Source organism: Pseudomonas sp. ANT_H4 (assembly GCF_008369295.1).
Lineage (GTDB): Bacteria > Pseudomonadota > Gammaproteobacteria > Pseudomonadales > Pseudomonadaceae > Aquipseudomonas.
Genome location: NZ_VOBG01000006.1, coordinates 72,364 through 94,718 on the forward strand (window position 1 = coordinate 72,364; position 22,355 = coordinate 94,718).

21 protein-coding genes and 1 pseudogene are annotated in these 22,355 nt (G+C 59.6%); 9 read left to right on the top strand and 13 right to left on the bottom strand.

Features of this window, described 5'->3' with window-relative positions; genetic code table 11:
• Positions 1 to 145: 145 nt before the first annotated feature.
• Together FQ182_RS09625 and FQ182_RS09630 are read left to right on the top strand one after the other, a co-directional pair.
• Positions 146 to 334 carry a type II toxin-antitoxin system HicA family toxin gene (locus FQ182_RS09625; RefSeq protein WP_149411427.1) on the top strand — a complete coding sequence of 63 codons (189 nt, stop codon included), beginning with the start codon at positions 146 to 148 and terminating at the stop codon, positions 332 to 334.
• A gap of 23 nt (positions 335 to 357) precedes the next feature.
• The gene (locus tag FQ182_RS09630; protein WP_149411428.1) at positions 358 to 762 is read left to right on the top strand and encodes a type II toxin-antitoxin system HicB family antitoxin; all 405 of its coding nucleotides are present in this window, start codon (positions 358 to 360) and stop codon (positions 760 to 762) included.
• 4 nt (positions 763 to 766) lie between these two features.
• On the opposite strand, the gene FQ182_RS09635 is transcribed toward FQ182_RS09630, so the two are convergent.
• Positions 767 to 1,963 carry an MFS transporter gene (locus FQ182_RS09635; protein ID WP_149411429.1) on the bottom strand — a complete coding sequence of 399 codons (1,197 nt, stop codon included), beginning with the start codon at positions 1,961 to 1,963 and terminating at the stop codon, positions 767 to 769.
• Positions 1,964 to 2,146: 183 nt separating this feature from the next.
• Between FQ182_RS09635 and FQ182_RS09640 the strand changes: the two are divergent.
• Positions 2,147 to 2,353 (top strand): annotated as a pseudogene (locus FQ182_RS09640) (hypothetical protein); the annotation flags it as partial.
• Between the two features lie 76 nt (positions 2,354 to 2,429).
• On the opposite strand, the gene FQ182_RS09645 reads toward FQ182_RS09640, so the two are convergent.
• The 8 genes from FQ182_RS09645 to gcl all read right to left on the bottom strand — a co-directional run bounded on the left by FQ182_RS09645 (position 2,430) and on the right by gcl (position 11,915).
• Complete coding sequence (locus FQ182_RS09645; protein ID WP_149411430.1) at positions 2,430 to 3,431, bottom strand: sulfate ABC transporter substrate-binding protein; 1,002 nt, start codon at positions 3,429 to 3,431, stop codon at positions 2,430 to 2,432.
• 106 nt (positions 3,432 to 3,537) lie between these two features.
• The gene (locus tag FQ182_RS09650; RefSeq protein WP_149411431.1) at positions 3,538 to 4,362 is read right to left on the bottom strand and encodes an ion transporter; all 825 of its coding nucleotides are present in this window, start codon (positions 4,360 to 4,362) and stop codon (positions 3,538 to 3,540) included.
• A gap of 31 nt (positions 4,363 to 4,393) precedes the next feature.
• Positions 4,394 to 5,275 (bottom strand): urea transporter, encoded by an 882-nt coding sequence (locus FQ182_RS09655; RefSeq protein WP_149411432.1) that lies wholly within the window; start codon positions 5,273 to 5,275, stop codon positions 4,394 to 4,396.
• A 203-nt stretch (positions 5,276 to 5,478) separates the two neighbouring features.
• Positions 5,479 to 6,894, bottom strand: coding sequence for a pyruvate kinase (pyk, locus tag FQ182_RS09660; RefSeq protein WP_149411433.1), 1,416 nt, complete (start codon positions 6,892 to 6,894; stop codon positions 5,479 to 5,481).
• Complete coding sequence (locus FQ182_RS09665; RefSeq protein WP_149411434.1) at positions 6,884 to 8,179, bottom strand: glycerate kinase; 1,296 nt, start codon at positions 8,177 to 8,179, stop codon at positions 6,884 to 6,886. Before FQ182_RS09665 ends, pyk begins: the two co-directional genes overlap by 11 nt.
• 173 nt (positions 8,180 to 8,352) lie before the next feature.
• On the bottom strand, positions 8,353 to 9,240 hold the full coding sequence (locus FQ182_RS09670) for a 2-hydroxy-3-oxopropionate reductase (protein ID WP_149411435.1): 888 nt from the start codon (positions 9,238 to 9,240) through the stop codon (positions 8,353 to 8,355).
• A 60-nt stretch (positions 9,241 to 9,300) separates the two neighbouring features.
• Entirely contained in the window at positions 9,301 to 10,083 is a 783-nt protein-coding gene (gene hyi, locus FQ182_RS09675) for a hydroxypyruvate isomerase (protein ID WP_149411436.1), read from the bottom strand.
• 56 nt (positions 10,084 to 10,139) lie between these two features.
• Positions 10,140 to 11,915, bottom strand: coding sequence for a glyoxylate carboligase (gene gcl, locus FQ182_RS09680; RefSeq protein WP_149411437.1), 1,776 nt, complete (start codon positions 11,913 to 11,915; stop codon positions 10,140 to 10,142).
• A 268-nt stretch (positions 11,916 to 12,183) separates the two neighbouring features.
• Here gcl and FQ182_RS09685 point away from each other — a divergent pair, with 268 nt between their 5' ends.
• On the top strand, positions 12,184 to 12,624 hold the full coding sequence (locus FQ182_RS09685) for a heme-binding protein (RefSeq protein WP_149411438.1): 441 nt from the start codon (positions 12,184 to 12,186) through the stop codon (positions 12,622 to 12,624).
• A gap of 140 nt (positions 12,625 to 12,764) precedes the next feature.
• Here the strand turns inward: FQ182_RS09685 and FQ182_RS09690 are convergent, their stop codons facing one another.
• A complete protein-coding gene (locus FQ182_RS09690; protein WP_133099083.1) occupies positions 12,765 to 13,370 on the bottom strand; it encodes a TetR/AcrR family transcriptional regulator in 606 nt (201 codons plus the stop codon).
• Positions 13,371 to 13,504: 134 nt separating this feature from the next.
• Here FQ182_RS09690 and FQ182_RS09695 point away from each other — a divergent pair, with 134 nt between their 5' ends.
• The gene (locus tag FQ182_RS09695; protein WP_149411439.1) at positions 13,505 to 14,419 is read left to right on the top strand and encodes a DUF808 domain-containing protein; all 915 of its coding nucleotides are present in this window, start codon (positions 13,505 to 13,507) and stop codon (positions 14,417 to 14,419) included.
• A 60-nt stretch (positions 14,420 to 14,479) separates the two neighbouring features.
• Here FQ182_RS09695 and FQ182_RS09700 read toward each other — a convergent pair whose 3' ends face one another.
• Positions 14,480 to 15,268 carry a VacJ family lipoprotein gene (locus FQ182_RS09700; protein WP_149411440.1) on the bottom strand — a complete coding sequence of 263 codons (789 nt, stop codon included), beginning with the start codon at positions 15,266 to 15,268 and terminating at the stop codon, positions 14,480 to 14,482.
• On the bottom strand, positions 15,261 to 16,559 hold the full coding sequence (locus FQ182_RS09705; protein WP_149411441.1) for a serine/threonine protein kinase: 1,299 nt from the start codon (positions 16,557 to 16,559) through the stop codon (positions 15,261 to 15,263). The genes FQ182_RS09700 and FQ182_RS09705 overlap by 8 nt, the downstream gene beginning before the upstream one ends.
• A 235-nt stretch (positions 16,560 to 16,794) precedes the next feature.
• Here FQ182_RS09705 and FQ182_RS09710 point away from each other — a divergent pair, with 235 nt between their 5' ends.
• Positions 16,795 to 17,166, top strand: coding sequence for a hypothetical protein (locus tag FQ182_RS09710; protein ID WP_149411442.1), 372 nt, complete (start codon positions 16,795 to 16,797; stop codon positions 17,164 to 17,166).
• Between the two features lie 38 nt (positions 17,167 to 17,204).
• Here FQ182_RS09710 and FQ182_RS09715 read toward each other — a convergent pair whose 3' ends face one another.
• Positions 17,205 to 18,755: a beta (1-6) glucans synthase gene (locus FQ182_RS09715; protein WP_149411443.1), complete on the bottom strand. Its 1,551-nt coding sequence runs from the start codon at positions 18,753 to 18,755 to the stop codon at positions 17,205 to 17,207.
• A 331-nt stretch (positions 18,756 to 19,086) separates the two neighbouring features.
• Between FQ182_RS09715 and FQ182_RS09725 the strand changes: the two genes are divergently transcribed.
• The 3 genes from FQ182_RS09725 (at position 19,087) to FQ182_RS09735 (ending at position 22,119) form a co-directional block, all read left to right on the top strand.
• The gene (locus FQ182_RS09725; protein WP_149411445.1) at positions 19,087 to 19,938 is read left to right on the top strand and encodes a glycine betaine ABC transporter substrate-binding protein; all 852 of its coding nucleotides are present in this window, start codon (positions 19,087 to 19,089) and stop codon (positions 19,936 to 19,938) included.
• 214 nt (positions 19,939 to 20,152) lie between these two features.
• Positions 20,153 to 20,464 (top strand): DUF485 domain-containing protein, encoded by a 312-nt coding sequence (locus tag FQ182_RS09730; protein WP_149411446.1) that lies wholly within the window; start codon positions 20,153 to 20,155, stop codon positions 20,462 to 20,464.
• Positions 20,461 to 22,119, top strand: coding sequence for a cation acetate symporter (locus FQ182_RS09735; protein WP_149411447.1), 1,659 nt, complete (start codon positions 20,461 to 20,463; stop codon positions 22,117 to 22,119). Before FQ182_RS09730 ends, FQ182_RS09735 begins: the two co-directional genes overlap by 4 nt.
• Positions 22,120 to 22,355: the final 236 nt, after the last annotated feature.

Genomic DNA, 22,355 nt, shown 5'->3' on the forward strand with positions numbered 1-22,355 from the left:
CTCCAGTTTTAAATAAATCGTCCCTCCTTTATCAGCGCCATTTTAACAATCAGTAAAACAGCCGCCAGTCGGTCTGATGATTTCTGTGCTTGAGTAAAGGTAACTCTAGGGTTGCTTTTATTCGGCCGGAAGCAAGGAGGCTGTGGTGCAAAGCAGGCTATTGATAAAGGAGTTGCAAGAGGCAGGCTGGGTGCTGGATCGGGTCACGGGCAGTCATCATGTTTTCACCCGCCGCTATAGCCCGTACACGATACCGGTGCCCCATCCCAAGAAGGATCTTCCCTTGGGTACCGTCAGGAGTATCAGGAAGCACGCCGGGTTGTTTTCGTTTTAGGTCGGTTTTTCAGGAGGTTTTTCATGCAATACCCAATCTGTATCGAATGGGGCGACGATCATATCGCCACCGGTATTCAGATCCCCGATATCCCAGGTGCGGTAACGGCCGGGGACAGTTTTGAAGAGGCTTACAACGCCGCAATTGAAGTGGCGCACATCATGCTGCAAGAGATCGCCGCAGAAGGCCGGGCCATTCCCATGCCGACGTCGGTTGCCGCGCACCACAGCAATGAGCAATACGCGGGGATGGGCTGGGGGATGCTGGAGTTGGATATCACGCCTTATCTGGGCAAGACCGAAAAGGTCAACGTGACCTTGCCCGGTTATGTCATCCAGCGCATTGACCGGTATGTGCGTGAGCATAAGGTCAAAAGCCGCTCGTCATTTCTGGCGGATGCGGCGTTGGAGAAGTTGGTTCGGTTGTAAGGGCTTACGCCGCCGCTACAACCCCTTGCCTGGAGGCACTCAAAAACCGCAACAGCGCTACCAGCGGGAACGCACTGCCCACCAGCACCACCCCCAGCCAGCCGCCATGTTCATACACGCTGCTGGCAATCGCCGAGCCGAAGGCGCCGCCGATGAAGATGCTGGTCATGTACAGCGCATTCAGGCGGCTGCGGCTGTTGGCGTCGAGGGCGTAGATGGCGCGTTGGCCGAGGACCATGTTCATCTGCACGCAGAAGTCCAGGACCACACCCGTCACCGCCAAGCCAATCACGCTGTAGATCGGGTGTACGAAGGCTGGCAGGAAGCTCAACGCGGCAAACACCATCGCCAGCAGCGAGGCCCGGTGGGTGTGGCCGGCATCCGCCAGGCGGCCGCTGATGGGGGCGGCGATGGCGCCCAGGGCACCGACCAGGGCGAACAGGGCGATCTGGCTTTGGGTCAGGCCGTGGTTGCGTGAGAGTTCCAGGGGCACTGCGGTCCAGAACAGGCTGAACGTGGCAAACATGCACCCCTGGTAGAACGCCCGCTGACGTAGCAGCGGTTGCTGGCGCAGCAAGGTGCCCAGGGAGCGCAGCAACTGGCCATAGCTGGCAGAGTGATCCGGTTGGCGCTTGGGCACGGTCAACAGCAGCACGACGCTGATGGCGGCCATCAGTGCGGCGGCCACGATGAACATCGCGCGCCAGCCGAAGTGATCGGCCACCACGCTGGACACCGGCCGTGCCAGCAAAATGCCCAACAGCAGGCCGCCCATAATGCTACCGACTACCCGGCCACGGGACTCGGCCGGCGCCAGGTGTGCGGCCAATGGAATCAGGATTTGCACCGACACGGAGCTGAAGCCGATCAGCAGCGACACCAGCAGGAACAGGTTCGGCTGTTCGGTGAACGCCGCGCCCAGCAGGCTGGCAATGGCCACCACGGTGGTGATGATCATCAGCCGGCGGTTTTCCAGCAGGTCGCCCAGGGGAACCAGAAAGAACAGGCCCAAGGCGTAACCGACTTGGGTCAGGGACACGATCAGGCTGGCCATGGCCGGCGTCAGGCCGATGTCCGGGGCGATCAGCTCGATGATCGGTTGTGCGTAGTAGATGTTGGCGACGATGGCGCCGCAACAGAACGCAAACAGCATCACCATGCCTCGGGTCATGGTGTTTGTACTTTGCGAAGTAGCGTTCATGGCGTTCTCATAAAAGCGAAGGAAAGTGGCGTGCGAGAATAAAGACAAGGATCAGGCGGGAGTAGGCTGTTTACGGTGATAACACTCATGCCGGGTATTAATGACTGAAACGTTAACTTTCGGGCCGAATGTCAATGATACATTTAGTTGCAACTGCAAAAACAGGAAGTCGACGGCCATGAAGGCCGGACGTTGACCGTCAAATACAAGGGCAGTGAGCAGAAGATCGTCGTGCCGGATGATGTGCCGACCGTCAACCTGGAACCGGGTGATCGGAGTTTGTTGAAGGCGGGGGTCAAGGTGGTGTTGTTTGCGTCACAGGGGGTAGACGCAACCATTACCGCGCAGGCTGTTTTGGCAGGCAAGGATGGCGTGACGCCGCCGATGTAACTGCCTGGCGCAGAAGAAGTGTGGGAGCTGGCAAGCCAGCCCCCACACTTGTCTGTATTTCTTCAGTTAGAGCGGATTACTGCCCGGTGTAGATCTGATCAAACACCCCACCATCATTGAAGTGGGTTTTCTGCACATCGCGCCAGTTGCCGAAGGTCTTCTCAACCGACAAAAAGTCGACTTTCGGGAAGCGGTCGGTGTACTTGGCCAGCACTGCCGGGTCACGTGGACGCAGGTAGTTGTTGGCGGCGATTTCCTGGCCTTCTGGCGACCACAGGTACTTCAGGTATTCCTCGGCAGCGGCGCGAGTGCCTTTCTTGTCGACGACTTTGTCGACCACCGACACTGGCGGCTCGGCTTCGGCGGAGACGCTTGGGTAGATCACTTCGAACTGATCACGGCCGAATTCACGGGCGATCATTTCCGCTTCGTTTTCAAAGGTCACCAGCACGTCGCCGATCTGGTTGGTCATGAAGGTGGTGGTGGCTGCACGGCCGCCGGTGTCGAGCACTGGCGCTTGTTTGAACAGCTTGCCGACAAAGGCCTTGGCCTTGTTCTCGTCACCGCCGTTTTTCAGCACGTAACCCCAGGCCGACAGGTAGGTGTAGCGGCCGTTGCCGGAGGTTTTCGGGTTGGGCACGATCACTTGCACGCCATCCTTGAGCAGGTCCGGCCAATCTTTCAGGGCCTTGGGGTTGCCCTTGCGCACGATAAACACGGTGGCGGAGGTGAACGGCGCGCTGTTGTTCGGCAGGCGGGTGACCCAGTTGTCCGGCACCAGTTTGCCGTGGTCTGCGAGGGCGTTGATGTCGGTGGCCATATTCATGGTGATGACGTCAGCCGGCAGGCCGTCGATCACTGAGCGCGCCTGTTTGCTGGAGCCGCCGAAGGACATCTGCAGGGTAATCTTTTCCTTGTGCTCGGCTTCCCAATGTTTCTGGAAGGCGGCGTTGTAGTCCTTGTAGAAATCGCGCATCACGTCGTAGGAGACGTTGAGCAGGGTGGTCGGTGCAGCCTGGACGACGCCAGCCAGTGCGAGGCCGGCGGCCAGAAGGGAGGCGCTAACGAGTTTTTTCACTGCTCATTCCTTGTTGTAGGGTGAAGTCGACTTGTTAAGTAAGGGCAATATGCCAGCGACTATAGCCGGGGCGGCATAGACGCTTAAAGATTAAAAAGAACTTTGCTTATTCCATTTTTTTGAAAAGGCTATTGCCGCAGCGTGAGCAAAACGCCGCGTTGGGTTCATGGCTGCTTTTCTTGCACACCGGGCAGTCCTGTTGCAGCTGTTCGCCGCGCATGGCGTTGGCAAGTTCCGCGGTGAAAATCCCGGTGGGCACGGCGATGATCGAATAACCGGTGATCATTACCAGCGACGAAATCACCTGGCCCAACGGCGTCTTGGGCACGATGTCGCCAAAGCCCACGGTGGTCAGGGTGACGATCGCCCAATAGATGCCCTTGGGGATGCTGGTAAAACCATGCTCTGGCCCTTCGATCACGTACATCAAGGTGCCAAATACTGTCACCAGGGTGCAGACGCTGAGCAGAAACACCACGATTTTCTGCTTGCTGCCGCGCAGCGCCGACATCAGGTAATTGGCTTGCATGAGGTAGGGGCTGAGCTTGAGCACCCGGAAGATGCGCAGCATGCGGATGATGCGGATGATCAGCAGGAACTGGGCGTCGCTGTAATACAGGGCGAGGATGCCGGGGACGATGGCCAGCAAGTCCACCAGCCCGTAGAGGCTGAAGGCATAGCGCAACGGCTTGGGGGAGCAATACAGCCGCAACACATACTCGATGGCGAAGATGATGGTGAAGCCCCATTCAATGTAGGCCAGCACGCTCGCGTAGTTTTGGTGCACCTCGTCGATGCTGTCGAGGATTATGACCACCAGGCTTGCCAGGATGATCAGCAGCAGGATGCTGTCGAAACGGCGCCCGGCTGCGGTGTCGCTTTGGAAAACCATGACGTAGAGCCGCTGACGCCAGTTGTTGTTGCTGTCCATGGAGGTCGCCTGAATCAATATTCAGCGAAGCCTAGGGGGATTCGAACGGGCTGTCCACGCTGGCCCTTTGTATAACCCTGCGACTGGCGTGCACCAGCCAGCAGGCGAGGATAAATGGCGCGGTCAGGGGGGGCAGATTCAGGGCCGCAAAGCCTGGGGTGAGGACGATTGCCAGGAGGATACCCATCAGTGGCAGCCAGGGTTGGCGACGCTGCTGGCTCAATGCTAAAGCCGCTAGCGCCGGGTTATAGCTGTGCAGGCCAAGCAGGGCGCTGGCGGATTCGTCCAGCAACAGGGCGAGTACCACGCCAGCGCTGGCGCCGATCAATGCCCACAGCGCGACGCGACGATTGGCGAGCAATAGACCGAGCAGGATTAACAGACCAGCCAGGGGTTGATCCAGCAGGATAATTTGCGCAAGTCCTGTAAACGGTGCACTGAGCAATGCCCAAGTGTCGGGTTCACTCCATGCAACAGTCGTTGGCGCAGTAGTGCCTAGCAACAGCCAGCCCAGCCCAACAAAGGGTGCGGTGTAGGCCGGCAGGTCATCGGGATTCGCCGCGCGCTTGAGCCATTGCCGGGTGAGGATCGCACTGAGGCCGCCACAGGCCAGAATCAACGGCGGCAACAGGGCTGACCAGACGAAATGCTGGCTGATCAGTAAACCCAGCAGCACGCCGTTATAGCTGTAGAGTCCGGCTTGGCGTTCGGCCTTGGGATAGCCCCGGCGCTGGGCCGTCAGCAGGCCCGCGACACCGCCCAGCAACGCGCCGCCGAGTAGGCTCGGGGCGCCCGACAGGATCGCCAGCAGGCACAGCAAGCCACATAGAGGATGGCGCTGGAGGAAGATTTGGCTGAAGCCGTTGAGCAGGGCTTCGGCCCAGTCGGGGCAGTGTTGAGGATGGTTGGACATCAGTATTAATCTGGAAAAGGGTGCTGAACCTGTGGCGAGCGGGCTTATTGTGGCGAGCGGGCTTGCCCGCGTTGGGTTGCGTAGCAACCCCAAAGAATTCGCTGGGTTCTTTCAGGCAGAACTCAGTGTCAGGTTCTTGGGCCGCTGCGCACCCCAGCGCGGGCAAGCCCGCTCGCCACAGGGAAAGCCTCTCCACAGGGTGATTAGATCAACGTCTCTATACGCAGCGAGTTGGTCGACCCCGGCTGCCCAAACGGCACCCCCGCGGTAATCACCAACGTATCCCCACGCTTCGCCATCCCTTGTGCCTGGGCAATCTCCAGTGCCGTGGAACACACCTCATCCACCTGCCGCAGCCGATCGTTGACCACCGAATGCACGCCCCAGGCCAGGCTCAAGCGCCGCGCCGTTGACAGGTTTGGTGTCAGGTTGAGGATGGGTACCGATGGCCGCTCCCGAGCCGCCCGCAGGCTGGAGGTGCCGGACTCGCTGTAGTTCACCAGCACCGCCACCGGCAGGATGCTGCTGATACGGCGGATCGCGCAGCTGATGGCGTCCGATACCGTGGCGTCGGCCTTGGGCCGGCTGACGTCCAGTTGCGTCTGGTAATCCGGGCCGTTTTCCACCTGGCGGATGATCTTGCTCATCATCTGCACCGCTTCCAGCGGGTATTCACCGGAGGCGGTTTCTGCCGACAACATCACCGCATCAGCGCCCTCGGCCACGGCGTTGGCCACGTCGGTGACTTCGGCGCGGGTCGGCGCTGGTGAGAAACGCATGGATTCGAGCATCTGCGTGGCCACCACCACGGGCTTACCCAGTTGGCGGCAGGTGGTGATGATGTCTTTCTGGATCTGCGGCACACTCTCAGCCGGCACCTCCACCCCCAGATCCCCTCTGGCGACCATGATCGCGTCGCTCAGTTCGGCGATTTCCTGCAAGCGCTGCACTGCCGAGGGCTTCTCGATCTTGGCCATCAGGAAGGCCTTGTCGCCGATCAGTTCACGGGCTTCGCGGATGTCTTCCGGACGCTGCACAAAGGACAGCGCCACCCAGTCCACCCCCAACTCCAGGCCGAAGCTCAAGTCGCGGCGGTCCTTGGCGGTCAGCGGGCTCAGTTCCAGCAAGGCTTGTGGCACGTTCACGCCTTTGCGGTCCGACAGTTCGCCACCGTTGAGCACGGTGGTGTCGATGGCATCGGCGTACTTGGTGATCACCCGTAAACGCAGCTTGCCGTCATCCAGCAACAGGTCCATGCCGGGCTCCAGGGCCGCGATGATTTCCGGGTGGGGCAGGTTGACCCGACGTTGATCGCCGGGAGTACTGTCCAGATCAAGGCGCAGGGCCTGGCCACGAATCAACTGCACCTTGCCCTCGGCAAAACGCCCGACTCGCAGCTTCGGTCCTTGCAGGTCCATGAGGATGCCGAGGGGATAGTTGAGTTGTTTCTCCACCTCGCGAATCCACTGGTAGCGCAGGGCATGATCGGCGTGATCGCCGTGGCTGAAGTTCAGGCGAAAGATGTTGACCCCAGCTTCCACCAACTCGCGGATGTCATCGATGCCGTGGGTAGCCGGCCCCAGGGTGGCGAGGATTTTGACCTTCTTGTCAGGCGTCATGGTCAGGAGACTCTCTGTCAGGGCTTTCAAGGATCACAATGGCGCGAAAATCGTTGACGTTGGTGCGGGTCGGCTCGGTGATGATCAGCCCGTCGAGCGCGGCGAAGTAACCGTAGCCATTGTTGTTGTCCAGCTCATCGCTGGCGCTCAGGCCCAGGGCTTCGGCACGGGCGTAGCTGCAGGGGGTCATGATCGCCCCGGCATTGTCTTCGGAACCGTCGATGCCATCGGTGTCACCGGCCAGGGCGTAGACACCGGGCAGGCCCTTGAGGCTGTCGGTCAGGCTCAGGAGGAATTCGGCGTTGCGCCCGCCACGGCCATTGCCGCGCACGGTGACGGTGGTTTCGCCGCCGGAAAGAATCACGCACGGCGCCGCCAGCGGCTGGCCGTGCTGGACGATTTGCCGGGCGATACCGGCGTGGACTTTGGCCACGTCCCGCGCTTCGCCTTCCAGGTCGCCGAGGATCAGTGGGCTGAACCCGGCCTGGCGTACTTTTACCGCCACCGCCTCCAGGGATTGTTGCGGGCGGGCGATCAGTTGGAAATGGCTGCGGGCCAGACACGGATCGCCGGGTTTGACGGTTTCCGACTCGGGGTTTTGCAGCCAACTGCGCACCGAGACGGGGGCTTCAATCTGGTAGCGCTTGAGGATCGCCAGGGCCTGTTGCGAGGTGCTTGGGTCGCCGACTGTGGGGCCGGAAGCAATGACCGTGGCCTGGTCGCCCGGCACATCGGAAATCGCGTAGGTATAGATCGTCGCCGGCCAGCATGCCTTGGCCAGGCGCCCGCCCTTGATCGCCGAGAGGTGCTTGCGCACGCAATTCATCTCGCCAATGGTGGCGCCGGATTTGAGCAGGGCCTTGTTGATCGATTGCTTGTCGGCCAGGGTGATACCCGCGGCGGGCAGGGCCAGCAAAGCAGAGCCTCCGCCGGACAACAGAAAGATGACGCGGTCGTCTTCCTCCAGGTTGCTGATCAGTTCCAGCACGCGCTTGGCGACGGCTTGGCCGGCGGCGTCCGGCACTGGGTGGGCGGCTTCGACTACTTCGATTTTTTTGCAGGGTGCGCCGTGGCCGTAGCGGGTGACCACCAGGCCTGAGACTTCACCTTGCCAGCAATTTTCGACAACCTGGGCCATGGCGGCGGCAGCCTTGCCCGCGCCGATGACAATGATGCGGCCGGTGCGGTCGGCGGGCAGATGAGGTTCGAGGACTTGCTGGGGGTGGGCAGCGTCGATGGCTGTGGCAAACAGCTCGCGAAGCAGGTGTTGCGGATCGACCGACATAAGCGGGCTCCCGGGAATTTTTGTTATTAGGGGTGCACAAACTTCAGGCGCAAACACGACCACCTGTAGGCGCGAGGGGGACGCCTAGTTCTTGCTCGCGAAAAACCTGAGGACGCCGGGTTTATTCAGGCACCCAGCGTCATCGTTGACGGCCATCGCGAGCAAGCTAGCGCCTACTCACGAATCGAAAAATTCGCCATATGCTCCAGCCCCTTGATCAGCGCCGAATGGTCCCAGTTGCTACCGCCAATGGCCGCGCAGGTGCTGAACACTTGCTGGGTGCCAGCGGTGTTGGGCAGGTTGATCCCCAACTCTTTCGCACCGGCCAGGGCCAGGTTCAGATCCTTCTGGTGCAGGCTGATGCGAAAGCCCGGATCAAAGGTGCCCTTGATCATCCGCTCGCCATGCACTTCCAGAATCTTCGAGGAGGCAAACCCGCCCATCAGCGCTTCACGCACCTTGGCCGGGTCGGCGCCGTTTTTCGAGGCGAACAACAACGCTTCGGCCACCGCCTGGATGTTCAGGGCAACGATGATCTGGTTGGCCACCTTAGCGGTCTGGCCGTCGCCATTGCTGCCTACCAAGGTGATGTTCTTGCCCATGCTCTGGAACAGCGCCAAGGCCCGTTCAAAGGTTTGTGGCTCGCCACCGACCATGATGCTCAAGGTGCCGGCCTTGGCACCGACTTCACCGCCGGACACTGGGGCGTCGAGGTATTGCGCGCCGGTCTCGTTGATTTTTGCGGCGAAGGCCTTGGTGGCCGTTGGCGAAATCGAGCTCATGTCGATGACGACTTTGTTCGGCCCCAAACCTGCGGCCACCCCGTCGGCGCGGAACAACACGTCGTCGACCTGCGGGGTGTCGGGCACCATGACGATGATGAATTCAGCTTCCTGGGCCACTTGCTGCGGGTTGGCCAGGGCCACGGCACCCGCGGCGATCAGTTCTTCTGGCGCTTTGCCGAAGTGCTCGGAAAGGAACAGTTGATGACCTGCCTTTTGCAGGTTTGCGGCCATGGGCTGGCCCATGATGCCGGTGCCGATAAATCCGATTTTAGCCATGAAGAAATCCTCTTTTTATTCGATGTTGATTGTTCCCATGCGGAGGGCGGGAACGATCAGTTAGATGGCATTGTGGCTTTTCAGCCAACCCAAACCCGCTTCGGTAGTGGTCAACGGCTTGTACTCACAGCCCACCCACCCCTGATAACCAATGCGATCCAAATGTTCAAACAGGAACCGGTAGTTGATCTCACCGGTGCCCGGTTCATTGCGCCCAGGGTTGTCTGCCAGCTGGATATGGTTGATTTCGCCCAGGTGCGCGGTCATGGTCCGGGCCAGGTCGCCTTCCATGATTTGCATGTGATAGATGTCGTATTGCAGGAACAGGTTGGCGCTGCCCACCTGCTCGCGAATCGACAAGGCTTGCGCCGTGTTGTTGAGGTAGAAGCCGGGAATATCGCGAGTGTTGATGGCTTCCATCACCAGCTTGATGCCCACCGCTTGCAGCCTGTCGGCGGCGTATTTGAGGTTGGCGACGAAGGTTGTTTCCAGCGAGACCTCATCGACACCTTGTGGACGAATCCCCGCCAGGCAGTTGATCTGGGTGTTGCCCAGCACTTGGGCGTAGGCGATGGCCAGCCTCACACCGGCGCGGAATTCCTCGACCCGACCCGGATCGCAGGCAATGCCCCGATCGCCCTTGGCCCAGTCACCGGCCGGCAGATTGAACAGCACTTGGGTCAGGCCATTGGCATCCAGTTGCGCCTTGATTTCGGCAGAGCTGAATTCGTAGGGGAACAAGTACTCCACGCCACTGAAGCCGGCGTCGGCAGCCGCTTTGAAGCGGGCAAGGAAGTCCTGTTCAGTGAACAGCATGGACAGGTTGGCAGCAAAACGCGGCATGGCGGTTTCCTCAAAAGCGTCATCGTTCCCGCGGATTACGCGGGAACGAACAATCATTAATCGAGCAGCGAAATCGCGGTGGGTGCGTCATTGCCCACCAGCGCCAGGTCTTCGAATTCATTGACGGCGTTGATCTCGGTGCCCATGGAAATATTGGTCACCCGCTCCAGAATAATCTCAACGATCACCGGCACCTTGAATTCTTCGAGCATTTCCTGGGCGCGGCGCAAGGCCGGCTGGATCTGATCTGGCTCGAATACCCGCAGGGCCTTGCAACCCAGACCTTCGGCGACAGCCACGTGGTCGACGCCATAACCGTTGAGTTCCGGTGCGTTGAGGTTGTCGAAGGACAGCTGCACGCAGTAGTCCATTTCGAAACCGCGCTGGGCCTGGCGAATCAGACCCAGGTAGGAGTTGTTCACGACTACGTGGATATACGGCAGCTTGAACTGCGCGCCCACCGCCAGCTCCTCGATCATGAACTGGAAATCATAGTCGCCGGACAGTGCCACGACCTTGCGGGTCGGGTCAGCCTTGACCACGCCGAGCGCTGCCGGAATGGTCCAGCCCAACGGGCCTGCCTGGCCACAGTTGATCCAGTGCCGAGGCTTGTAGACATGCAGGAACTGCGCGCCGGCAATCTGCGACAGGCCGATGGTGCTGACGTAGCAAGTGTCTTTGCCGAACACCTGGTTCATTTCTTCGTACACCCGTTGCGGCTTGACTGGCACGTTGTCGAAGTGAGTCTTGCGGTGCAGGGTGGCTTTGCGCTGCTGGCAATCGTGGAGCCAGGCGCTGCGGTCCTTGAGCTTGCCGGCGGCTTTCCACTCGCGGGCCACTTCAATAAATAGGGTCAGGGCGCAGCCGGCGTCGGAAACGATGCCCAGGTCCGGGGTGAATACACGGCCGATTTGCATGGGCTCGATATCGACGTGAATGAATTTGCGGCTCTCGGTGTACACCTCCACCGAACCGGTGTGGCGGTTGGCCCAGCGGTTGCCGATGCCCAGCACCACGTCCGATTTCAACATCGTTGCGTTGCCGTAGCGGTGGGAAGTTTGCAGCCCGACCATGCCGACCATCAGCGGGTGGTCGTCGGGGATGGTGCCCCAGCCCATCAGGGTTGGGATCACCGGGATGCCGGTCAATTCGGCGAACTCCACCAGCAGGTCGCTGGCGTCGGCGTTGATCACGCCGCCACCGCTGACCAGCAATGGGCGCTCAGCCTGATCCAGCAGGGCCAAGGCTTTTTCCACCTGGATGCGGGTCGCCAATGGCTTGGTCAGGGGCAGCGGTTGATAGGCGTCGATGTCGAATTCGATCTCGGCCATCTGCACGTCGAACGGCAAGTCGATCAACACCGGGCCGGGGCGGCCGGAGCGCATTTCATGGAACGCTTTCTGGAAGGCATAGGGCACCTGGCCAGGTTCCAGGACAGTGGTCGCCCATTTGGTCACCGGCTTGACGATGCTGGTGATGTCCACGGCCTGGAAGTCTTCCTTGTGCATCCGCGCCCGTGGTGCCTGCCCGGTAATGCACAGGATCGGGATCGAATCGGCTGAGGCGCTGTACAACCCAGTGACCATATCAGTACCGGCTGGCCCCGAAGTGCCGATGCACACACCGATGTTGCCCGCCTTGGTGCGGGTGTAACCCTCGGCCATGTGCGAGGCGCCTTCAACGTGGCGAGCAAGGACGTGATCGATGCCGCCGAGCTTCTGCAAGGCCGAATACAGCGGGTTGATCGCGGCGCCCGGGATGCCAAAGGCCGTGTCGACCCCTTCGCGACGCATCACCAGAACGGCGGCTTCGATTGCTCTCATTTTGCTCATGGTTTTGATGCCTCTTGTGTTTTGTAATTGTATACAAGTGGTATTGAGTCAAAGTGTATTCACGGCGAGCGGCGCAGGTCAATCCATTTTATTCGTTGACCTTTACGTTCGTCGGAAGCCTTTTAGACGGGGTTATTTCGACGCGTGGTGCGTATGTTTGTAAATATTGTATACAAAAAACTAATATATTGTGTTCTATTTGTTTTGTCCGGCTTCTGATCATTCAGAGCCCCACGGCTTTCCCAATAACAAGATAAGGACGGCACCCATGAGCGCTTTAACCTTGAAAGTCGCAGTCAACCTGGCCAGCCAGGCCATCGCCGCAGGCCGCACCATTGCCGCTGCACCACTGACCATCGCGGTGCTCGACAGCGGCGGGCACTTGATCACCCTGCAGCGCGAAGACGGTGCGAGCCTGCTGCGCCCACAGATCGCCATCGGCAAGGCCTGGGGGGCGATTGCCCTGGGCAAGGGCTCGCGGTTGTTGGCGTTGGATGCGCAGCAGCGGCCAGCGTTTATTGCAGCGTTGAACAGCCTGGGGCAGGGCAGCGTGGTGCCGGCGCCGGGAGGGGTGTTGATCAAGGATCGGGATGGGGTGGTGCTGGGGGCGATTGGGATCAGCGGGGATACTTCGGACATCGATGAGCAGTGTGCAATCAGTGCGATCGAGGGGGTAGGATTGCTGGCGGATGCGGGGGTGTCAGCCTGACTTGAGGTGACTGGAAGGGCCCCATCGCGAGCAAGTCGCACCGCCGCTCCCACATGTTGAATGTGTTCACAGATCAAAAATGTGGGAGCGGCGGTGCGACGATTCGACTTGCTCGCGACTGGCGCAGGCGCTGCGGTCCATCAGTCGGGCTCACAGCCCTTGAGCACCAACCGAATAATCGTCTGGGCTGCCGCTTCATAGTCGGCTTCGTCCAGCTTTTCTTTTCCGGTCACCACCGAGATTTGCCAGTCGAAGTCGGCATACGTCTGCGTCGCGGCCCAGATGCTGAACATCAGGTGGTTGGGGTCGATGGCGGCGATCTGTCCGCGATCTACCCAGGTCTGGATGCACGCGATGTTGTGTTTGGCCTGGGCGTTGAGCTGTTCCACCAGGTCGGGGCTCAGGTGTGGCGCGCCGTGCATGATTTCGCTGGCGAAGACCTTGGAGGCGAAGGGCAGGTCGCGCGAGATACAGATTTTCGAGCGGATGTACGCCGTCAACACTTCCTTGGGATCGCAGTCGGGATTGAATGGCGTGGAGGCGGCAAGGATCGGCTCGATGATGCTTTCGAGCACCTCGCGGTAGAGGTTGTCCTTGGACTTGAAGTAGTAATAGACGTTGGGTTTGGGCAGCCCGGCTTTGGCGGCTATGTCACTGGTTTTGGTTGCGGCGAACCCCTTGTCGGCAAACTCCTCGCTGGCAGCCCGCAGGATCAGTTCTTTGTTGCGCTCGCGAATGGTGCTCATAGACCAGGAGTTTCCTTGCCAAGACAGGCGGTTGCGCATGGTAGCACCGGCTATCCGCGAGCCTCAAGAATGTGCCCGCAATGCCTTGCGCCGCGCTATGCTCGCCACTATCCCACATTAAGGACGCCTGATTCATGGCAGGAAGCAGCTTACTAGTACTGATAGACGACATCGCCGCCGTTCTCGACGACGTCGCGCTGATGACAAAAATGGCCGCCAAGAAAACTGCTGGCGTATTGGGCGATGACTTGGCCCTTAACGCCCAGCAAGTTTCCGGTGTACGCGCCGAGCGCGAAATTCCGGTGGTATGGGCGGTAGCCAAGGGCTCGTTTGTCAACAAACTGATCCTGGTGCCTACTGCGTTGCTCATCAGCGCCTTCGTGCCTTGGGCCGTCACGCCGCTATTGATGCTCGGTGGCGCTTACCTGTGTTTCGAAGGCTTTGAGAAACTGGCCCACAAGTTCCTCCACAGCAAGGCTGAAGACCACGCCGAACATGCGCAACTGGTGCAGGCCGTCGCCGATCCGGCCACTGATCTGGTGGCCTTTGAGAAGGACAAGATCAAGGGCGCAATCCGCACTGACTTTATCCTCTCGGCAGAAATCATTGCCATCACCCTGGGCACCGTGGCCGATGCGCCGCTGATGCAGCAAGTCATCGTCTTGTCGGGCATCGCCCTCGTCATGACTGTCGGCGTGTATGGGCTGGTAGCCGGCATCGTCAAGCTCGACGACCTAGGCCTGTGGCTCACCCAAAAGCCCGGCCAGGTGGCCCGCAGTATTGGCGGGGCAATTTTGCGCGCCGCGCCCTACATGATGAAAAGCCTGTCGGTGATCGGCACGGCTGCAATGTTCATGGTCGGCGGCGGCATCCTCACCCATGGTGTGCCGGTGGTGCATCACTGGATTGAAACCGTCAGCCAGAGCACCGGCGGTTTGGCCTGGTTGATGCCGACCTTGCTCAATGCGGTGGCGGGGATTATTGCCGGGGCGGTGGTGTTGGGTGTTGTCAGCGTTGTCGGCAAGACCTGGAAAGCAGTGAAAGCCTAGGACTTCGCCGCAATAAAAAAGGCCATTCAATCGAATGGCCTTTTTTGTGCGCGCTTGCCGTTACTCGGCAATCTGCAACTTGCGCGACTCGGTGTACACGTAGCGCACCTTCTCATACTCAAACGGCGAGTTCATCTGACCGTAGCGGAAGCTGGTCTGGTAGCGCTTGTCGACGGCGCGCAGGGCCCAGATTTCCGGATGGTTTTCGCTGACCTTGGACACATTGAGGAAGTTGATCTGGGATTCGGCGCTGTAGTCCACCAGCAGACCGCCGGTGTCCCGCAGGTTCGACGGGCCGAAAATTGGCAGCACCACATAGGCACCGCCCGGCACGCCATAGAAACCCAGGGTCTGGCCGAAGTCTTCGCTCTGGCGCGGCAGGCCCATGGCGGTGGCAGGGTCCCACAGGCCGGCGATGCCGAGGGTGGTGTTGAGCAGCAGGCGCCCGGTGGTCTCCAGGGAGCGATGGCCCTTGAGCTGCAGCAGGCTGTTCATCAGGTTGGGTACGTCACCCAGGTTGTTGAAGAAATTGCTGACGCCAGTACGCAGGAAACTTGGGGTGACATAGCGGTAACCGTCGACCACCGGCAGGAACACCCATTGGTCGAAGCGGTAGTTGAAGTGGTACACCCGACGGTTCCACGACTCCATCGGGTCGTAGACGTTGAGGGCGTTCAGCGTCGAGCGTTCGAATTCACGCTGGTCCAGGCCAGGGTTGAACTTGAGCTTGCTCAGCGGTTCCTTGAAGCCGTCTTCATCGACCATGGTGGGTGTGTGGGCCTTGCTGTTATCGGCATTGGCGGCGCCTGTGCAGAGTAACGCAGCAATAAGCAGGAGATATTTAGCCACGGAAGAACTCCAGCATAGCGTCGGCGTTGACGCGGTAATTGAGGTTGCCGCAGTGGCCGCCCAGTGGGTAGACGGTCAAGCGATCGCCGAAGGTTTTACGCAGGAAGCCGAGGTCGCCAGGGCCGAGGATTACATCATCGGCGTTGTGCATGACCGCAATTTTCGGGCTGTCGCGCAGGTAATCCTTGAGGGCGTAGAGGCTGACCTGGTCGATCAACTGCAACAGGCTGCCGCCATCGGAACGGGCGCGCCACATCGGGATCACTTGTTCGGTCAGGTAGCAGTCGAAGTCGCATTGCAGCGCACGCTTGAGGAACGGCGTGAGGCTGGTGCCTTCGGTGATTGGGTATTTCGGTGGGATGATCAGGCCGCGGCGGTTGATCAGGTCTGAGGTAAAGGCAATGTCGGCCGCCGAAAAGCGGAACGTGGTGCCGATCAGCATCGCCATTTGTTCGTTGGACAGGTGCTGCTTGGAGTTCTGGAAGTCGTAAAGCAGGGCGTCGTTGAGGTCAATGTAGCCCTTTTGCTGGAAGTAGCGGGTCAGCTTGTTCAGCACCAGTTCATAGAACGTGGTGCTGTTGTTGATGCCCTTGACCTCGGTTTGCACCAGCTTGTCGAGGTTGGTGACCGAGGTGTAGAGGTTGACCGGAGGGTTGAGCAGCAGCACTTTCTTGAAATTGAAGCTGCGCCGGGTCTCGTCCAGCTTACTGACGAATGCTGCGTCCAGGGCCCCCAGGCTGTAGCCGGTGAGGTAGTACTCGGTGACCGGCAGGCGCGGGTGTTGCGCGCGCACGGCTTGCATTACCCGGTACATGTCCTCAGCGTCTTCACTGGTGATGCCCGGTGTGGCGAAGCGCGACGCAGCGCTGATGAAGTCGAAGCTGGTGGGCGACGACAACTGGACCACATGGTAACCGGCCTTGTAATAGAGCTTTTTCAGGTATTCGTTGATGGTGCTGTCGTAGCGCGCACCAGTGCCGGAGATCAGGAAAATCAGCGGCGCGGCATGGTCTTGCTTGGCCATGCGGTAGGTGAGTTTCTTTACCGCCCAGAAGTTGTCGGGCAGGCTGAATTCACGTTCCGGGCGCATCGTCAGGCTGTAGTCAGACTGATCGATCTCGTCATCGGTCGGCAGTTCAGGTCGAAGATGAGGGGGCGTGGTGGCGATGGTCGCTTCGAACGGGTTGGTCAAAGGGTAGCCATAGCTGGCGGGGTCGACATCGACCGCCAGTGCTGACGCACTTAAAAAAAGGCCGCCCAACAGGGCCGCACAGCGTAAGGAACGGAGCATGACTTAATCCCTAAGAGGAAACGTGCTGAATGAAGTTCGCAGGCTATGACCACGGCGTTGCCACCGAAGTGCCAGCCGTCGGCACAAAAAGTCGGTAAAAACAGCGAGAGTCAGAATAATAGTAGCTAGACGATACACTTTGGCACGTTTTGTTGAACACTTATCTGCGTACAAGCCTTGCCAACCGCTACCGGGCGATTAAGCTGGGCGCCGTTTTCGCCTATCGGAGTGCCCCATGTCCCGCCGCTTGCCGCTGATTCTGCTGCTTATTGCCCTACCGTTATGGCTGGCCGCCTGTTATGGGGCTCGTTACGGCTTTATGGAGGACGGGCAGTGGGTCGGCATTTGCGCTGATGAGGCCAGCCGCTGGGAATGCCAGGTGCGCTCGAACCTGGGCCTGATGATTCACTTCAAAGTGATGGGCTGGGCGGCGCTGGTAACGTCGGTGCTGGCGTTTTTTGTGCCGGGGCGTGCCGGGTGGGGCTTGGCGGTGCTGGGATTGGTGTTCGGGTTTGCGGCGTTGGCGTTGTACAACACCACGTTTGCAGTGTTCGCCGTAGTTATTGCCGGATTGCGCTTGGTCAGGGCGCCGCGGGCCGCCGAGTAACCTGTGGCGAGGGGGCAAGCCCCCTCGCCACAGAAGCTTTATTTGCGAACCCGCAAGCAACGCCACAACGCCGCGACCATCAATACACTCACCAGCGCCCAACCCAGGGCCTGCTGGTTCATCAAGCCTTCGCGATACAGCTGAGGCGCAATGCCGGCACCGATGATGAACGCGAGCAAGGCAATCTCCCGACGCGGCCCAGTGACCGGACGCACCAGATACACCAGTGCCGGCAGCAGCAATGCCGCGCTCGGGAAGCTGCGATAGCGCGGGTCAAACACCAGCGCCAGCATCATTACCGCACCGGCAAAGCCAGCCAGCGCCACCAGCCAGCCGGCGCGCTGTTCCAGCCAGTTGAAACTGCGTGCGCGCCAACCTTCACGTGTGCTCAGGGCCAGGGCTGCATGGGCCAGCACCAGCAGGTTCAAGGCCACCAGCAACGCAGCCCAGATCCATTCATCAGTAAAACGCGCGGTGACACGGGTCAACTCGCTCCAGCTACCCATCGAGCAAGCCGCCACCGCGCCCAGCAACGGCAACAGCAGGGCGGCGCGTGTGCTGCGAACGCGCCCGCCCAACACCAGTGTGCCCAACAGGATTATCCCGCCAACGCCCAGCCACATCGGCCAGTACGGCACATTGGTGACCGGCCCGGCCAGCACGCCCTTGTCCTGGCGATCGGCATCAAACAAACCCCAGTAACCGCCCACCGCACCTTCGCTGGCGCGCTTCCATGGCTGGTCAAAGGCTTCGATCAGGTTGTAGTGCCAGCCATTCGATTCGGCCATGGCAACAAAGCCGCGGATGAACTTGGCTTCGTTGACTCGGCTAGGCACGGCGGTTTCGCGCTGGCGGCCTTCGCTCGGCCAACCGGTCTCGCCGATCATCACGTCCTTGGGGGCGAAGCGGTTGCCGAAGGTCTGGCGGATATCGCCGACATGCCGGAGTGCCTGGTCGATCCCCGCCGGGTCATCTTCCCAGTACGGCAGCAAGTGAATGGTCAGGAAATCTACCGCTGGAGCGATTTGCGGGTGTTGTAGCCAGAACTCCCACACATCGGCGTAGGTGACGGGCTGCTTGATCTGGCTCTTGACCCGCTGGATCAGCTTCACCAGCTGGGTGGCGGTGATTTCCTTACGCAGCAGGGTTTCGTTACCGACGATCACCGACGTGACGACGTCGGCGTTGGCATTGGCGGAGGCAATCAGCAGGTCGACTTCCTTGGCGGTATCCACCGGGTTGCTGTTGACCCAGGCGCCGATCATCAGCTTCAAGCCGTGCTTGCGCGCCAGATCCGGCAGGGCTTCAAGGCCGGTCATCGAGTAGGTGCGAATGCATTCAAAGCGGGTGGACAGCAGCGCGAGGTCGGCGTCCATGCGCTCAGGACGCAGTTTGAACGGCTGGTCGAAGGGTGATTGGTCTTTGTCGAACGGTGTATAGGACGCACATTGTAACTTGTGACTGGCGCTGGCGACATCCGGCAGCAGCACCGGTTGGCCGAGGCCGTACCAATAGCCACCGAGGGCAAAGAGGCCCAGCAGCAAGGCGAATAAATAGGGCTGGGCAGGGAAGCGGGCGGTCGCGGGCATGGTCTGGCCGTCTGGGGGCAAAGCCGCGCATCTTACCCGTATTTGGTCGGCGCCAGTGGGGCTGCATAATTTTGACATGCAAAGTTCGGGCGGGATTGTTACCAGGTGTCCTATAACTCGACCTGCTGGCGATGTGATGTCGTTTCCTGCTTACCTGAGGTCGCAGTCAGAGCAGGTCGCTCGTGGCAGCAGGTTGATGATCGAAGTGTCAGCACTCCACTGATGTCGCGACAGCATGATCGATGCGCGTGAAGGGGGCGCGGTGCACCACATAACAATAGGTTGACGTCGCTCGGCATCCGTCGGGCGCAGCACTTTCGGGGAAGTAACGATGAAGATGCGACGACTCTTGGGCGCAGGTGCCGCACTGGTGCTTGCGATGAACTCCACACTGGCCAGCGCCGACAGCAAAACCCTGAGCATCGGCTATGTGGATGGCTGGTCGGACAGTGTCGCTACCACCCACGTGGCGGCAGAAGTGATCAAGCAAAAGCTCGGTTATGACGTGAAACTGCAAGCGGTCGCCACCGGGATCATGTGGCAAGGCGTGGCCACCGGCAAACTCGACGCCATGCTCTCGGCCTGGCTGCCGGTGACCCACGGTGAATACTGGGCTAAAAACAAGGACAAAGTGGTCGACTACGGCCCCAACTTCAAGGACGCCAAGATTGGCTTGATCGTGCCGGAGTATGTCAAGGCCAAGTCCATTGCCGACCTCAAGGATGACACTACCTTCAAGAACAAGATCGTCGGCATCGATGCCGGTTCAGGCGTGATGCTCAAGACCGACGAAGCCATCAAGGCCTATGGCCTGGACTACAAGCTGCAAGCCAGCTCCGGCGCCGCCATGATCGCCGAACTGACCCGTGCCGAAGACAAGCAGGAGTCCATTGCGGTCACCGGCTGGGTGCCACACTGGATGTTCGCCAAGTGGAAACTGCGTTTTCTTGACGATCCAAAAGGGATTTATGGTGCTGCCGAAACTGTGAACAGCATCGGCAGCAAGGGCCTGGAGAAGAAAGCGCCTGAAGTCGTGGCCTTCCTGAAAAAATTCCAGTGGGCCTCCAAGGATGAAATCGGCGAAGTGATGCTGGCCATCCAAGAGGGCGCCAAGCCTGATGCAGCGGCCAAGGATTGGGTCGCCAAGCACCCTGAGCGTGTTGCTGAGTGGACCGCTCCGTAATCAAGCAAGGCGTCTAGTTCGCACTCTGCAAGCCCGTCTGGCGTTTTCGTCAGGCGGGTTTTGTTGTTTCTGGCTTTGCAGCCCGATATTTAATGGTGGCAAAGTTGGCGACAAAGCCCAAGTCGTTCTAATACTAAGGTCGTCTGGAACCTGTCCCGCAGCTGCATAAAGTAGATACGTTCCAACAATAATCTGTGCTGCGAGGATAAAAACAATGAACGACAGCATTTACCTCTCGATTCAAAACAGCCCGCGCTTCAAGGAGCTGGTTAGTAAAAGGGAAAAGTTCGCCTGGATTCTCTCGGCGATCATGCTTGGGCTGTACTCTGGATTCATCCTGTTGATTGCCTATGGGCCACAAATACTGGGGGGCAAGATCAGCCCCGGTTCGTCCATTACCTGGGGAATCCCGATCGGGGTCGGGCTGATTGTTTCAGCTTTCGTCCTCACCGCCATCTATGTACGACGCGCCAACGGCGAATTCGACGAGCTGAACAATGCGATTCTCAAGGAGGCTGCGCAATGATCCGTCGTCTATTGGCTGTATTCGGCGCTTCGGTCTTTGCTCCTGCTGTTTGGGCGGCGGAAGCGTTGACTGGTGAAGTGCATAAACAACCGCTGAACGTTGCAGCGATCCTGATGTTCGTAGCCTTTGTTGGCGCGACGTTGTGCATTACTTACTGGGCGTCCAAGCGTAACAAGTCGGCGGCTGACTACTATGCGGCTGGCGGCAAGATCACCGGGTTCCAGAACGGTTTGGCGATTGCCGGCGACTACATGTCGGCGGCGTCTTTCCTGGGGATTTCCGCGCTGGTGTTCACCTCCGGCTACGACGGCCTGATCTACTCGATCGGCTTCCTGGTGGGCTGGCCGATCATTCTGTTCCTGATCGCCGAGCGCCTGCGTAACCTGGGTAAATACACCTTTGCCGACGTGGCGTCCTATCGCCTCGGGCAAGCCCAGATCCGCAGCCTGTCGGCTTGCGGCTCCCTGGTAGTGGTGGCGTTCTACCTGATCGCGCAGATGGTTGGCGCCGGCAAGCTGATTCAGCTGCTGTTCGGCCTTGATTACCATGTGGCGGTGATCCTGGTGGGTATCCTGATGTGCATGTACGTGCTGTTCGGCGGCATGTTGGCGACCACTTGGGTGCAGATCATCAAGGCGGTGTTGCTGCTGTCCGGTGCCTCGTTCATGGCGCTGATGGTAATGAAACACGTCAACTTCGACTTCAACATGCTGTTTGCTGAGGCGATCAAGGTTCACCCTAAAGGTGAAGCGATCATGAGCCCGGGCGGCCTGGTGAAAGATCCGATTTCGGCATTCTCCCTCGGTCTGGCACTGATGTTCGGTACCGCTGGCCTGCCTCACATTCTGATGCGCTTCTTCACCGTGAGCGATGCCAAGGAAGCTCGCAAGAGCGTGCTGTATGCCACTGGCTTTATCGGCTACTTCTACATCCTGACCTTTATCATCGGCTTCGGCGCGATTCTGCTGGTCAGCACCAACCCGGCCTTCAAGGATGCGGCAGGTGCCTTGTTGGGCGGCAACAACATGGCGGCGGTGCATCTGGCCAACGCGGTGGGTGGCAGCATCTTCCTGGGCTTTATCTCAGCCGTGGCCTTCGCCACTATTCTCGCGGTGGTTGCCGGTTTGACCCTGGCCGGTGCTTCGGCGGTGTCCCATGACCTGTATGCCAGCGTGATCAAGAAAGGCAAGGCCAACGAGAAGGATGAAATTCGCGTCTCGAAGATCACCACCATCGCCCTGGCGGTGCTGGCTATTGGCCTGGGCATCCTGTTCGAAAGCCAGAACATCGCGTTCATGGTCGGTCTGGCGTTCTCCATTGCTGCCAGCTGTAACTTCCCGGTGTTGCTGCTTTCCATGTACTGGAAAAATCTCACCACTCGCGGTGCGATGATTGGTGGCTGGTTGGGTCTGATCAGTGCCGTTGGCCTGATGGTCCTTGGTCCAACCATCTGGGTCTCGATCCTGCACCATGAAAAAGCCATCTTCCCTTACGAGTATCCAGCACTGTTCTCTATGATCATTGCGTTCGTCGGGATCTGGTTCTTCTCCATCACCGACAAGTCGGCGGCAGCGGAAAAAGAGCGGGCGCTGTTCTACCCGCAGTTCGTGCGTTCGCAGACCGGTCTGGGGGCGAGTGGGGCGGTTTCTCACTAAGGGTTGTCGAAAGACAGCTACATAAGCTGCACCCATAAAAATGCCCCGGTCGAGAGATCGGGGCATTTTTTATGGGTGGTTAATTTGTGGTAGCCGGGCTTTTTGTGGCGAGGGGGCTTGCCCCGCAGGACTGCGAAGCAGCCCCAGAAGGAAGGTTGCGGTTTTCAGGGATAACACAGCGCCTGTTTTGGGGTTGCTGCACAGCCCCGCGGGGGCAAGCTCCGTCGCCACAATTG